The following is an 11922-nucleotide window of genomic DNA, read 5'->3' as shown; positions in this document are numbered from 1 at the left end:
GCTGAACAGGAGAACCACCGTGGCGAACCCCACCCTTCGAGCGGCCGCCGCCCGCGCCGCGGCCAAACGGTCCGAGCGGGCACGCCGCCCGTACGAGCCCGCCGACCCGGTAGCGGAGCCGGACTCGGTACCGGAGCCGGCTCCGGCGCGCGTCGGCCGCGGCCGAGGCACCGCACGGGTGGCCGCCCTGGTCGCCCTGACCCTTGCCCTGGCCGCCACCGCCACCCTGGGCTGGTACCACCGGGAGGGCGAGCGCACGGACGCGGCCAGGGCAGCCGCCCTGACGGCGGCCCGCAAGGCGGCGCCGGTCATCCTCTCGTACGACCACCGTCACCTGGACCGCGATTTCGCCGCGGCCCGCACCCACCTCACGGGCGACTTCCTCGACCAATACACCAAGACCACGAAGACGGTGGTTGCGCCCACGGCCGCGACGTACCAGGGAGTGGTCAAGGCCACCCTCGCGGATCCCTCGGCGATATCCGTCGTATCGGCCTCCCCGGACAAGGCCGTCATCCTCCTCTTCATGAACCAGATCACCACCAGCACCCAGATCACCACCCCGCGCCTGGACCTCAACCGTGTCCGCATGGCCCTGGTCCGCACTCCGCAGGGCTGGAAAGTCAGCGCGGTGGACGCGCTCTAGAGGGCCGGCGGCGGTCGTCGAGCGCCCGGCGGAGGTGTTCCGGGGGTTCACCCCCCGGTCCTACCTCCGGCACAACTCCCGGTGCACCGGTGCAGGCAACCGTCCAGCCCCCCGCCGGTGCAACCCCGTCGGGGTGTTCCCAGCGGGAATGCCCCGGCGTCCGGGCATGCCTGAAAACGTCTGAGAGGTCGTACCCACTGCGGGCCCGGGGAGAAGCCTCGCCCCGGGCCCGCCTCCACGACAGCATCAGCCACCGGCCCCTTGCAGGGACTGGCCGTTCTGCCGCGCTCGTTAGCTCAACTGCATGGGAACAGCGAGGTACTTGTAGGCGATCCAGCCGGTCTTGCCCTTGTGTGCGCCGCCGGTGACCTTCAGGTAGGCCCACGCGCCGCCCTTGGCGGTGCAGTAGACGCGCACCGTGGTGTCTTGGCTCACCGTGCCCTTTGCCGTGTAGTCGGTCCCGGGGCCCGTGCGGAAGTTCACCGTGGTGTCCGTCTGGGAGTCGTAGTCAGCGACATTCTTCGTGCAGGCGCTGGAGCCCACCGCGGATGCGGCCGGCGCCAGCGCCAGGGTGCCACCAGCCACCACAGCGCCAACGGCGGCCACGCTGGCGAGTCGGGCGGCGATCCTGTGCTTCGTCAATTGGTGCCTCATAGGTCCCTCGTGAGCTACGGCGCACACCACAGCGGTGCTACAGCCGTAGCTCCAGATGATCATGACAGGGTGAGGCTACGGCAGGGCGGAGCCAGGCCAAGATCACCCCCCCTCGTCGCCCCACCGGGAGGCAGCACGGAGGCCCGCACGGCTCGGATGTTCACGACGACGGGCAGCAGTCCCCGGTGTGTTGGGGGACCGCCGGCCGTCAGGGGGTGTCAACGACCCGACGGCGATCCGAGGCCGAGTGGTTGCCTGTGCTGTACGCCGCACGGACTGGCGGTCTGAGGACTCAGCTGGGGGCGGTCACCGTTGAGCTGTGGTGCTGGCTCCGTCCAGTGTTTCCCGGATGATGTCCGCGTGGCCGGCGTGCTGAGCTGTCTCCCTGATCAGGTGCAGCAGGATCCGGCGCGCAGACCAGTAGACGGTCTCCGGCGGGGACCACGGGGTCTTGGGGAGGGGCACGCTGCGGTCGAGGTCCGGCAGGGCAGCCACGGCCTCATCGGTCGTCTGCGCCGCGGCCGCGTACTGCTCCAGCAGCCCGGTAAGGGTCTCGTCGTCTGCCATGCGGTACTGCTCCATGTCGAGCATGCCGTCCGGCAGCTCTCCGTCCCCCTTGGCCATGATCTGTGTCCACACCTGCTCGCCGCGGCTGATGTGCTTGACGATCCCGCCCAGGGTGAGCTCGCTCGCGGTCGTGCGCTGTGCGGCCTGAGCGTCAGTGATGCCGCGGACCGTGATGAGCAGCAACTCCCGCTGCTCCGCGAGTGCCTGCAGCAGCTCACCGCGCTCGCCTCGAAGGAACGGGGTGGGGCTTTCCGATGAACTGGTCATGGGCTGACCGTAGGAGGCATTTAGGTCAACGCGTGTCCTCGATGGCCCGCATTCCGGGCTTCTCGGCCGGTCCGGGAAGCGAGGTGCAGTCCCCGGCAGCGCGAGCCATCGCACTCGCTGAGGGAGCCTGAGGCGAGCAGCTCCGGGTAACCCCGCCCGGGCGGCCGGCGCCAGGGCGCTGAAGCCGGTGCACGAGGCTCTTTCGTACCGCCTTCCGTACTCGTGAACATCGACATCCTGGGTCGTCGTGCATGGAGCCGGCCTGGGCATCGACGTCGAGATCCTCGAAGGCAACCCGCAGGAGACGGGGTTCGTCCCGCAGCCGAAGCGGTGGAGAGTCGAGCAGACCTACGGGATCCTGCTGCTCCACCGGCGCGTGGTCCGCGACTACGAACACCGCCCCGCCTCCTCCGCCTCCCGCGTCTACTGGGCCATGACCCACGTCATGGCCCGCCGCCTCACCCACGCGAACACCCCCACCTGGCGCGACCCGCAGGCGGTGAACACGTGAACATCCATCCCCTGCTCGAGGGCACTCGACACGCCAGGAAGCGATAGCCGACCGGGCGTACACCCGGCTGCCCCGGTGGACGGATCCCGCGAGGCCGCAGCAAACGAACGGCCGGGACGCATCCGGCATCTTGCGGACGCTCGATACCCCATGGCACTGTCATGCACGGCTCAAAACAGGGCGCGCGACTGCCCGGGGGTGACGAGCCGCACGTCCCCATATGCCCGTTCGCGGCCTGACCACCCGCGGCCGGGAGCCGACCGGAGACCCCGGACGGCGACACCGCACGACCCGGATTGCCCGTAACCCGGACAACGAAAGGTCTGGTTCATCACATGAGATCCCCCGCGCGACACCTTCGCGTGCTCATCCCCGCCGCCGCTCTGGCCGCCGGACTGCTCAGCACCGCTCCCGCGCACGGCGCGGGCCGCCCCGACGTCCGCCTGGCCCCCGCCGCCACCGCCGTCGCCGACGGCTGGATCGTGGTCCTGAAGGACACCCACAAGGCATCCGTGCGGCCGACCGCCCAGGCCCTCACCAGCGCGTTCGACGGCAAACTCACCCACGTGTACGGCTCCTCGGTACGCGGCTTCGCGGCGAAGATGTCCGCCACCCAGGCCCACCGCCTTGCCGCCGATCCCCGGGTCGACTACGTCGAGCAGGACGCCACGGTCCGCATCAACGCCACCCAGACCAACGCCACCCAGTCCAACGCCACCTGGGGTCTGGACCGCATCGACCAGCGCCAGTTGCCGCTCGACGGCTCCTACACCTACAACACCACCGCCTCCGGCGTCCGCGTCTACGTCATCGACACCGGCGTACGCGTCAGCCACAGCGAGTTCGGCGGCCGCGCCAGCATCGGCACCGACACCATCGGCGACGGCCAGAACGGCAACGACTGCAACGGCCACGGCACCCACGTCGCCGGCACCACCGCCGGTTCCACCTACGGCGTCGCCAAGGCCGCCCAGGTCGTCGGCGTTCGCGTCCTCGACTGCAACGGCTCGGGGTCCTGGTCCGGCGTCATCGCCGGCGTCGACTGGGTCACCGCCAACGCAGTCAAGCCCGCCGTGGCCAACATGAGCCTCGGCGGCGGAGCCAGCTCCTCCCTCGACGCGGCCGTGAAGAACTCCATCGCCTCCGGAGTCAGCTACGCCGTCGCCGCCGGCAACGGCAACCAGGGCGGCAAGGCCCAGGACGCCTGCAACTACTCCCCCGCCCGCGTCCCCCAGGCCCTCACCATCGGCGCCACCGACAAGACCGACACCAAGGCGTCCTGGTCCAACTACGGCACCTGCCTCGACCTCTTCGCCCCCGGCGTCGGCATCACCGCCGCCTGGAACACCGGCGACACCGCGACCAACACCATCAGCGGCACCTCCATGGCCACCCCGCACGTCGCCGGCGCGGCCGCCCTCTACCTAGCCGCCCACCCCTCGGCCACCCCGGCCCAGGTCAGCGACGCCATCACGACCAACGCCACCACGGGCGTCGTCAAGAGCGCCGGCAGCGGCTCCCCGAACAGGCTCCTGTACTCCCTGTTCTGACGCGGACCGACACACAGCCGCGGCCGCCCGGCGCTCAACGCCGGGCGGCCGTTCGCGTTGGGGAAATGGCCGACCAAGCCCTCAACCAGCAACCCACCCCAGCCCTCACCCAGAAACGGACATTAACCCGCAGACCGCCCTCTCAGAAGGTCCTCGGCGGCTGTGGAGATGTATGAGGCTGTGACCTCGGCTTCCGCCTGATGATCGGCGATGACGCACTCGGCCCATCCCCGCCCGCTGAGAGTCCAAACGAGCCGCATGTCACCCACGATGACCGGCCTCCTGGCCGAGGAAGTGCCGGACATCGGCTGCGAGAGTGGACATCTCCTCGCCGGCTTCCAGCCAGGTGGTGACGGATGCCTCCCAGCTCCCAACGGACGTGTGCCACGGACGTAGAGTCCAGGTCAGTCCACCATGGCCGCCCGAGCGGAAGACCGCTCTGACAGTGAGATCGCGGTCGTTTGGTCTGCCAGACACGCTCTCCATCCCAGCCTCGGAAGTCCTCGGAGAGCCCCTCCAGGCAAGGAGCCAGGTCGGCGGCGCCCCAGTTCCAGGCTGCCACGCCGTCCAGGCGAGCGGTCAGACCCGCCGCACAAGCCTCGATGGCGTAGTTCACGCAGTCTTCGTCCTCATCGAAGAGGTCACAGAACTTCACAGAGACGGCCCGGTCGTCCTGGCAGCGGACGGTCAAATCGGCTGGTTCATCGGACTCTCTCTCGGTCAGCCCGCCTTCCCCGCCCGCTCCAGCGCCCGCTCCAGGTCCGTCCACAGGTCCTCGACGTGCTCGATACCGACCGAGACCCGGACCGTGCCTGGTCCGATACCCGCCGTCTCCAGGGCCGCCGCGTCCAGCTGGCGATGGGAGGTGGAGGCCGGGTGCATCACCAGGGTCTTCACGTCGCCGAGCGAGGCGCTTAGGGAGGCCACCCGTACCGCCCCGACGAACGCGCGGCCCGCCTCGCGGCCGCCCGCGAGGTCGAAGGAGATCACCCCGCCGCCGCCCTTCGGCAGCAGCCGCCCGGCGACGGCCTGGTCGGGGTGTCCGGCCAGCGCGGGGTGGCGTACAGCCGCTACCGCCGGGTGCGCGGCGAGCCGGCCCGCCAGGTCGACGGCGTTCGCCGACTGCCGCTCGATCCGCAGCGACAGCGTCTGGATGCCGCGCAGGGTCAGCCAGGCCGCGAACGGGTCGGTGGAGGCGCCCTGTTCGATCGCGTAGTGGCGGATGCGGCCGTACAGCTCGCCGTCCCGGAAGACCGCGATGCCGCCCAGCACGTCCGCGTGCCCGGCCAGGTACTTGGTCGCGGAGTGGATCACGATGTCCGCGCCGTGCTCGATCGGCCGGCACAGCAGCGGCGAGGCGAAGGTGTTGTCGACGGCGCTGGGGACGCCCGCCTCGGCGGCGACGGCGATCAGGGCGGGCAGATCGGCGACCCGGGTGGTGGGGTTGGCGATGGTCTCCAGGTAGAGCAGCCGCGTCTCGGGCCGCAGGGCCCGTCGCACCTCCTCCGGGTCGGTCCCGGAGACGTACGTGACCTTGACGCCCCAGCGCTCGGCGAGGTCGGTCAGGACCGCGTACGTACCGCCGTACAGGCAGCTCTGCGCGACGACATGGCCGCCGGTGCCGAGCAGTCCGAGCAGGACACCGTTGATGGCACCCATACCGGAGGCGAAGGAGTGTGCCGCGACACCACCCTCCAGGCGGGCGACGGCGTCCTCCAGGGCGCGGACGGTGGGGTTGCCGAAGCGGCTGTAGAGGAATGCGTCGTTGGAGTGGAAGGCCTCGGCCATCGCGTCGGCGTCATCGAAGGAGAACACGTGCCCCTGGTGGAGGGGGACTCCGAGGGGCTTGCTGCCGGAGATCCGCTGCTCCGGCGGGTGGACGGCGAGGGTCTCGGGACGGAGGGCACCGGTGTATTCGCTCAGGGGACCAGTCATGGGACCAGTGAAGACGACGGCCCCTTGCGCCCACAGGGCCAATCCCGGCAGATTGGTCTGCCAATGGAACCAATCGATGATCTCGTCGCCCGTCTGGGCCGCTGGTCCGCCGGCCGCGGACCGCTGTACGTCTTGCTCGCCGCCCGGCTGCGGCAGTTGATCGAGGAGGGGCTGCTGCCCGCTGGCACGCTGCTGCCGCCCGACCGGCGGCTGGCCGCCGCGCTCGCGGTGGGCCGTACGACGGTCGTGGCGGCGTACGACACGCTGCGCCAGGAGGGTCGGCTGGTACGGAGGCAGGGCAGCGGGACGCGGGTCGCCTCCCCCGCCCTGGCGCCCGGCCCTCGGGTGACGGAGACGTCCAACCCGCTCTTCCTGCACCTCCTGGAGGCGCCGGACGACGTGATCCTGCTGAGTTGCGCGGCGCCGATGGGAGCGCCGCCCGAGGTGGCGGAGGCGTACCGCTCGCTCGTCCTGCCCGGCGACGACCTGGGCTACCACCCGGCGGGGCTCGCGGCCCTGCGGACGGCGATCGCGGAGCGGTACGCGGTACGGGGCGTCCCGACCGGTCCGGAGCAGATCCTGGTCACGACGGGCGCCCAGCAGGGCCTGTCGCTGCTGACGCGGCTGCTGGTCGCGCCCGGCGACGGCGTGCTGGTGGAGGCGCCGACGTATTCGGGGGCGCTGGACCTCTTCCGGGAGGCGGCGGCAGAGCTGCACCCGGTGGCGGTCGGGGCGGACGGGGTGGACGTGGCGGAGGCGATCCGGGTGATGGACCGTCACCGCCCGGCCCTCGCCTACGTGATCCCCCGCTTCCAGAACCCCACGGGGACCGTCCTTCCGCCGCTCCAGGGCAGTCGGCTCGTCGAGGCCGCGCAGGCGCTCGGCGTGCCGCTGGTCGACGACGAGGTGCTGACCGATCTCGCGTTCGAAGCGGATCCGGCGCAGAAATCGGGGGTGCCGCTGTCCGCGTACGGCGAGGTGATCGGCGTCGGTTCGCTGAGCAAGGTGGTGTGGGGCGGGCTGCGCGTCGGCTGGGTACGGGGGCCGGCGGCGCTGGTCTCCCGGCTGGCCCGGCTCAAGGCCATTCACGACCTGGGGTCGGATGTTCCGGCGCAGTGGGTGGCGGCCCGGCTGCTCGACGGCTTGGGGCCGATCGCGGCGCGACGGGCGCGGAGCCTGCGCGCGAGCCACGACCATCTGCGGGCGGAGCTGGCCCGCTTGCTGCCGTCGTGGACGTGTGCCCCGGCCGACGGCGGCCAGACGATGTGGGTCCGTCTTCCGTACGGCGACGGTGTCGCCTTCGCCCAGCTCGCGATGCGGCACGGGGTGGCGGTGCTGCCGGGCGCGACGATGGACGCGCTGGGCGGCAGCACCCGGCAGCTGCGGCTGCACTTCCTGCTGGCGCCGGAGGCGCTGTCGGAGGCGGTACGGAGGTTGGCGTCGGCCTGGCGGGAGTACACCCCGGAGGCCGCGGGGCATACGGGGGCGGTGGCACCCACAGGAGCCAGGGCCCCTTCCGCGCCCGCTGCCCTCAACGCCATCGCCGTCTGACGATCACCGTCTGACGGGTGTCGCGAGTGGACGGTGGTGGACGGTGGTGTACGTGGGACGTCAGTGGTGGGCGGTACCTTCGGCGTACCCGATATCTGTCGGCCTCAGCCTCAACGAACCAGACTCTCGCCCTGCGCATGAACGCGATGGCGGTCGCGGCTTTCTCGTCCGGCAGCGCTTCGGTGTAGGCGAGCCGGCTGAACCCGTCGACGTGGACCATGTGCCCGGGACGGCGGGCGGTGATCTTCTGCGGCTCCCGGTTCGCTTCACCGTCCGGGTCCATGAACCGGCGACGGTTCAGTCCAAGCGCGAGCAGATGCCGTGACGCCGTGCGGGGACTGATCGAGATCTCCTCCGCCTGGAGCTCACATGTGACGAGGACCTCCGCCGCACCCACAAGTGGTCGGCCTCCCGGAGCACCCGCACCGAGGGTCGCATGCCGCTCGTCAACGAACTGACCGAATGCCTGCACAACGAGGAAGTCGACCGGCTGAACTCATCCCTTCTTCGACTCGACCACGCTCCTTGACGTTCTCGCGCCGTCTGACGTGCAGGTGTGCACCCGTGTAGTCGCACCCGAGCGCACGGAGTCGAGCTGGCCCAGCACCGAGCGGGGGGCGGTCCGGACGCGCACTCATCTGCTGGCGACGCCCGAAGTCATTGCGATAGGAGTTCTTAGGCGTTCACGGTCCAGGGCAGATGTGCGGGCGTGACAGCGAGCTCGTCGTGGATGCTCGGCAGCGCGATGTTCACGGACGAGTCGTCCAGCACCTGCAGTAGCTGGGCTGGCGCGATCCCCAGGGGCGGGACCGTCTCCATGCCAGCTTGCGCCAGTTCCTTGATGCCGGGGATTCCGTGTATCGCGGGCGTATCGAAAATCGCATACGCCACCGCAACGGCCCTCCGTCTCCAATGAGGGCATGAACCACAACGCATCCCTGTCAGCACCGGCGCGCCGCACGCGCAGGATCGTGCTCCTCGGCCTGGCGGCCCTCGGCCTGGCGGCCCTCGGCCTGGCGGCCCTCGGCCTGGCGGCCCTCGGCCTGGCGGCCCTCGGCCTGGCGAGCGCCCTGTTCGTCGTGCGGGGGCCGCTCATGATGGCCGCTCCGATGTGCGTGGCCGGGCGGTGGCGGGGCTGCTTCGGTACGTTCAACGGGGTGGTGCTCATGACATTGGTGACGCTGCCGTTGGCCGTGCTGGTGGCGTGGGCCCTGGCGCGCCGTCGGCGGGCCGCCGGTGTCACATCGGCGTGGCGGAGGTCGCTGACCGAGGTGGGCATGGTCCACGGGACGGTGCCGTTCCTGTGGCTGACCATGATGCCGGGCGGCGGGGCCGGCGTCGTCCCCGCCCGGGTGAGCCTGGTACCGCTGCGGGACCTGGTCACGATGGGGTCGCTCGGGATCGTGGGCAACCTGCTGGTCTTCGCGGCGCTAGGGTTCTTCGCCCCGATGCGGTTCGCGGCGCTGGCGTCGGTGCCGCGGATCATGGCCCTCGGGGCGGGCTGCTCGGTCCTGGTCGAGACCGCACAGTACGTCCTGCGGTTGGACCGGGTGTCCTCCGTGGACGACGTACTGGTCAACGCCGCCGGCGCCGTACTGGCCGGGCTGGCGTCGCGCCGCTGGTGGCGCAGTACGGCGGAAGCGCCGTCGGACCAGCCTCGCCCCGTGCTGGCACCGGCGGGCTGAGGCGCGTGTCCGGTGTGTACACGTCTTCGCATACGTCGGCGATATGTGGGGCTGCTTAGGCTTCGGACATGCGCGTACTGATCGTGGAGGACGAGCCCTACCTGGCCGAAGCCGTCCGTGACGGTCTGCGGCTGGAGGCGATCGCCGCCGACATCGCGGGCGACGGCGACTCCGCCCTGGAACTGCTCAGCGTCAACTCCTACGACCTCGCGGTCCTCAACCGCGACATCCCCGGCCCCTCCGGCGACGAGGTCGCCCGGCGCATCGTCGCCTCCGGCAGCGGCATCCCGATCCTCATGCTCACCGCTGCCGACCGGATCGACGACAAGGCTTCCGGGTTCGAGCTCGGCGCCGACGACTACCTCACCAAACCGTTCGAGCTGCGCGAGCTCGTCCTGCGGCTGCGGGCGCTCGACCGCAGACGCGCCTACGCCCGGCCCCCGGTCCGCGAGATCGCTGGCCTGCGGCTCGACCCCTTCCGCCGGGAGGTCTTCCGCGACGGACGCTATGTCGCGCTCACCCGCAAACAGTTCGCCGTGCTGGAAGTCCTCGTAGCCGCCGAGGGCGGGGTCGTCAGCGCCGAAGAGCTGCTGGAACGGGCCTGGGACGAGAACGCCGACCCCTTCACCAACGCCGTGCGCATCACCGTCTCCGCATTGCGCAAACGGCTCGGCGAACCATGGATCATCGCCACCGTGCCGGGCGTCGGCTACCGCATCGACACCGGCCCCGACACCACCCGCTCCGGCAGTACGCATGCATAGACGCCCAGGGTTCAGCGTCCGGCTGAAACTCACCCTCAGCTACGCCGGGTTCCTCGCCGTCGCCGGCGCCCTCCTGCTGGCCGTGGTGTGGGTGTTCCTGCTGCGCTACGTACCCGACACCCCCAAGGGCCTTCTCGGGATCGCGCCCAACCGCTACCTCCTTGTGCGCACCTTCGCCCCCGCCGCGGCCGTGGCGATGGTCTTCCTGCTCGTGTTCGGCCTCGTCGGGGGATGGATCCTCGCCGGCCGGATGCTCGCACCGCTCACACAGATCACGGCCGCGGCACGGATGGCCGGGAACGGATCGCTGTCCCACCGGATCCGCATGGAAGGCCGCCAGGACGAATTCCGTGAACTCGCCGACGCGTTCGACACCATGCTCGAACAACTTGAGTCGCACGTTGCCGAGCAGCGGAGGTTCGCCGCGAACGCCTCCCACGAACTGCGCACCCCGCTGGCCATCTCGCAGACGCTGCTCGACGTCGCCCGCAGGGACCCCACGCGGGACAAAGACGAAGTCTTCGAACGCCTGCAGGCTGTCAATACGCGCGCGATCGACCTCACCGAGGCCCTCCTGCTGCTCAGCCGCAGCGACCGCGGGAACTTCACCCGCGAGAGCGTCGACCTGTCCCTCGTCGCCGAAGAGGCCGCCGAAACCCTGCTCCCCCTCGCCGAACAGCGCGGGATCACGCTCGACGTCACCGGCGGAGCGACACGGACCAGCGGCTCCGCGGAGCTTCTGCTGCGGATGGTGACGAACCTCGTCCAGAACGCCATCGTCCACAACCTCCCCGCCGGCGGCACCGTGACGGTCCACACCGAAGGGCAGGGCGACGCGAGCGTGGTGCGGGTCGAGAACACGGGCCATCCGCTCCCACGGGAACTGGTGCCGACCCTCACCGAACCCTTCCAGCGCGGAACGGAACGCGTACGCACCGACGAGCACGCCGGCGTCGGCCTCGGGCTGGCCATCGTGCACAGCATCGTCCGTGCCCACGACGGGACCCTCGACCTCGTCCCCCGCCCCGCCGGCGGTCTCCTCGTCACGGTCCGGCTTCCCGGCACACCGTAGGCATCGTCCCGGAGCGGGGCCCACTGGATCGTTGACGGGAAGTTCGCTGCCACGCAGGGACAGCGATGGGGAGTTGCCGCGCGGCCGGGTCTGCGGACAGGTCCACGACCCTCTCCGGCCCGGCGGTCGTGCCGTCACCAGGGCGTTGGTGACGAGTTTCGAGACGACCAGGACCACCGTGTCGGCAGCCTCGGCCGCGATCGGACGTACGGGGCCGTCGAGGGAGGTCTCCCTGGTCTCTGGATCGTCGATGCCCGGTCGTGCCTGCGTGGTGCTTGTGCCCTGGCCTGTGACCGGTAACCCGGCGAGGGCCGGGCCTTGTGCCCGCTCGTGTCGCTGTTCGAGGTCGATTACCTCATCGTCGAACACGCGGAAATCTATGTCGGTTGGAGTAGACATTGGGTGGTGGGGTGGTTATGGTTTCTCTCGTAGCCCAGAGAGACCGCACGGCCCGGCAGAGACGAACTGCCGGGCAGTAGTACCGCAGTACACGCAGTTGCAGTTGCAGGACGGTGCGGTGACGGAGTGTCGAAGCCAGAGCGGTTGCAGGACGGCGACGGGACTGGTGACCGGACCGGGCGGCTCGCAGTGATGAGGGGCCGCCGTGAGAGCAGTACCGCAGTTGACGCAGTGGCAGTACCCGTAGTAAGTGCAGTTCGCAGTACCAGCAGTGAAGTCAGTGAGCGGTACCTCGGTGAAGGCGTCGGCTGCGGGCGCGCG

At 70.5% G+C, this 11922-nt stretch carries 11 protein-coding genes and 3 pseudogenes; 7 read left to right on the top strand and 7 right to left on the bottom strand.

All coding sequences use genetic code 11. The annotated features are described in order from the left end of the window. The first annotated feature begins 19 nt into the window (after positions 1–19). Positions 20–646: a hypothetical protein gene (locus ABZX75_RS25795; RefSeq protein ID WP_355414475.1), complete on the top strand. Its 627-nt coding sequence runs from the start codon at positions 20–22 to the stop codon at positions 644–646. A gap of 291 nt (positions 647–937) precedes the next feature. Here the strand turns inward: ABZX75_RS25795 and ABZX75_RS25790 are convergent, their stop codons facing one another. Beyond that, entirely contained in the window at positions 938–1288 is a 351-nt protein-coding gene (locus ABZX75_RS25790) for an SH3 domain-containing protein (protein ID WP_355414473.1), read from the bottom strand. Positions 1289–1606: 318 nt separating this feature from the next. Then, positions 1607–2134 carry a DinB family protein gene (locus ABZX75_RS25785; protein ID WP_355414471.1) on the bottom strand — a complete coding sequence of 176 codons (528 nt, stop codon included), beginning with the start codon at positions 2132–2134 and terminating at the stop codon, positions 1607–1609. A 241-nt stretch (positions 2135–2375) separates the two neighbouring features. On the opposite strand from ABZX75_RS25785, the pseudogene ABZX75_RS25780 reads away from it, so the two are divergent. Together ABZX75_RS25780 and ABZX75_RS25775 are read left to right on the top strand one after the other, a co-directional pair. Beyond that, positions 2376–2645 (top strand): annotated as a pseudogene (locus ABZX75_RS25780) (IS5/IS1182 family transposase); the annotation flags it as partial. A gap of 335 nt (positions 2646–2980) precedes the next feature. Further along, complete coding sequence (locus ABZX75_RS25775) at positions 2981–4195, top strand: S8 family peptidase (RefSeq protein WP_355414469.1); 1215 nt, start codon at positions 2981–2983, stop codon at positions 4193–4195. Between the two features lie 261 nt (positions 4196–4456). On the opposite strand, the gene ABZX75_RS25770 is transcribed toward ABZX75_RS25775, so the two are convergent. The 3 genes and pseudogenes from ABZX75_RS25770 to ABZX75_RS25760 all read right to left on the bottom strand — a co-directional run bounded on the left by ABZX75_RS25770 (position 4457) and on the right by ABZX75_RS25760 (position 6130). Further along, positions 4457–4681, bottom strand: coding sequence for a DUF6228 family protein (locus tag ABZX75_RS25770; RefSeq protein ID WP_355414468.1), 225 nt, complete (start codon positions 4679–4681; stop codon positions 4457–4459). A 37-nt stretch (positions 4682–4718) separates the two neighbouring features. Then, positions 4719–4850 (bottom strand): annotated as a pseudogene (locus ABZX75_RS25765) (hypothetical protein); the annotation flags it as partial. Positions 4851–4915: 65 nt separating this feature from the next. Next, positions 4916–6130 (bottom strand): aminotransferase class I/II-fold pyridoxal phosphate-dependent enzyme, encoded by a 1215-nt coding sequence (locus ABZX75_RS25760; RefSeq protein ID WP_355414466.1) that lies wholly within the window; start codon positions 6128–6130, stop codon positions 4916–4918. Positions 6131–6193: 63 nt separating this feature from the next. On the opposite strand from ABZX75_RS25760, the gene ABZX75_RS25755 reads away from it, so the two are divergent. Continuing rightward, complete coding sequence (locus tag ABZX75_RS25755) at positions 6194–7681, top strand: PLP-dependent aminotransferase family protein (protein ID WP_355414465.1); 1488 nt, start codon at positions 6194–6196, stop codon at positions 7679–7681. 115 nt (positions 7682–7796) lie between these two features. Here the strand turns inward: ABZX75_RS25755 and ABZX75_RS25750 are convergent. Beyond that, a pseudogene (locus ABZX75_RS25750) lies at positions 7797–8015 on the bottom strand (IS481 family transposase); the annotation flags it as partial. Positions 8016–8356: 341 nt separating this feature from the next. Then, positions 8357–8572 (bottom strand): hypothetical protein, encoded by a 216-nt coding sequence (locus ABZX75_RS25745; RefSeq protein WP_355414463.1) that lies wholly within the window; start codon positions 8570–8572, stop codon positions 8357–8359. A gap of 29 nt (positions 8573–8601) precedes the next feature. Between ABZX75_RS25745 and ABZX75_RS25740 the strand changes: the two genes are divergently transcribed. The 3 genes from ABZX75_RS25740 to ABZX75_RS25730 all read left to right on the top strand — a co-directional run bounded on the left by ABZX75_RS25740 (position 8602) and on the right by ABZX75_RS25730 (position 11202). Further along, a complete protein-coding gene (locus ABZX75_RS25740; RefSeq protein ID WP_355414461.1) occupies positions 8602–9366 on the top strand; it encodes a VanZ family protein in 765 nt (254 codons plus the stop codon). Between the two features lie 68 nt (positions 9367–9434). Further along, positions 9435–10130: a response regulator transcription factor gene (locus tag ABZX75_RS25735; protein WP_355414459.1), complete on the top strand. Its 696-nt coding sequence runs from the start codon at positions 9435–9437 to the stop codon at positions 10128–10130. Next, positions 10123–11202: a HAMP domain-containing sensor histidine kinase gene (locus ABZX75_RS25730; RefSeq protein ID WP_355414457.1), complete on the top strand. Its 1080-nt coding sequence runs from the start codon at positions 10123–10125 to the stop codon at positions 11200–11202. The genes ABZX75_RS25735 and ABZX75_RS25730 overlap by 8 nt, the downstream gene beginning before the upstream one ends. The last annotated feature ends 720 nt before the right edge of the window (positions 11203–11922 follow it).

Source organism: Streptomyces sp. NPDC003038, from assembly GCF_040611115.1.
GTDB lineage: Bacteria > Actinomycetota > Actinomycetes > Streptomycetales > Streptomycetaceae > Streptomyces.
This window is presented reverse-complemented; position numbering and strand designations above follow the sequence as displayed.

Bases quoted from the DNA above. Each gene is read 5' to 3' on its own strand.
- ABZX75_RS25740 (WP_355414461.1), top strand. From the start codon at position 8,602: ATGAACCACAACGCATCCCTGTCAGCACCGGCGCGCCGCACGCGCAGG.
- ABZX75_RS25755 (WP_355414465.1), top strand. From the start codon at position 6,194: ATGGAACCAATCGATGATCTCGTCGCCCGTCTGGGCCGCTGGTCCGCC.
- ABZX75_RS25785 (WP_355414471.1), bottom strand. From the start codon at position 2,134: ATGACCAGTTCATCGGAAAGCCCCACCCCGTTCCTTCGAGGCGAGCGC.
- ABZX75_RS25770 (WP_355414468.1), bottom strand. From the start codon at position 4,681: ATGGAGAGCGTGTCTGGCAGACCAAACGACCGCGATCTCACTGTCAGA.
- ABZX75_RS25730 (WP_355414457.1), top strand. From the start codon at position 10,123: ATGCATAGACGCCCAGGGTTCAGCGTCCGGCTGAAACTCACCCTCAGC.
- ABZX75_RS25775 (WP_355414469.1), top strand. From the start codon at position 2,981: ATGAGATCCCCCGCGCGACACCTTCGCGTGCTCATCCCCGCCGCCGCT.
- ABZX75_RS25735 (WP_355414459.1), top strand. From the start codon at position 9,435: ATGCGCGTACTGATCGTGGAGGACGAGCCCTACCTGGCCGAAGCCGTC.
- ABZX75_RS25760 (WP_355414466.1), bottom strand. From the start codon at position 6,130: ATGACTGGTCCCCTGAGCGAATACACCGGTGCCCTCCGTCCCGAGACC.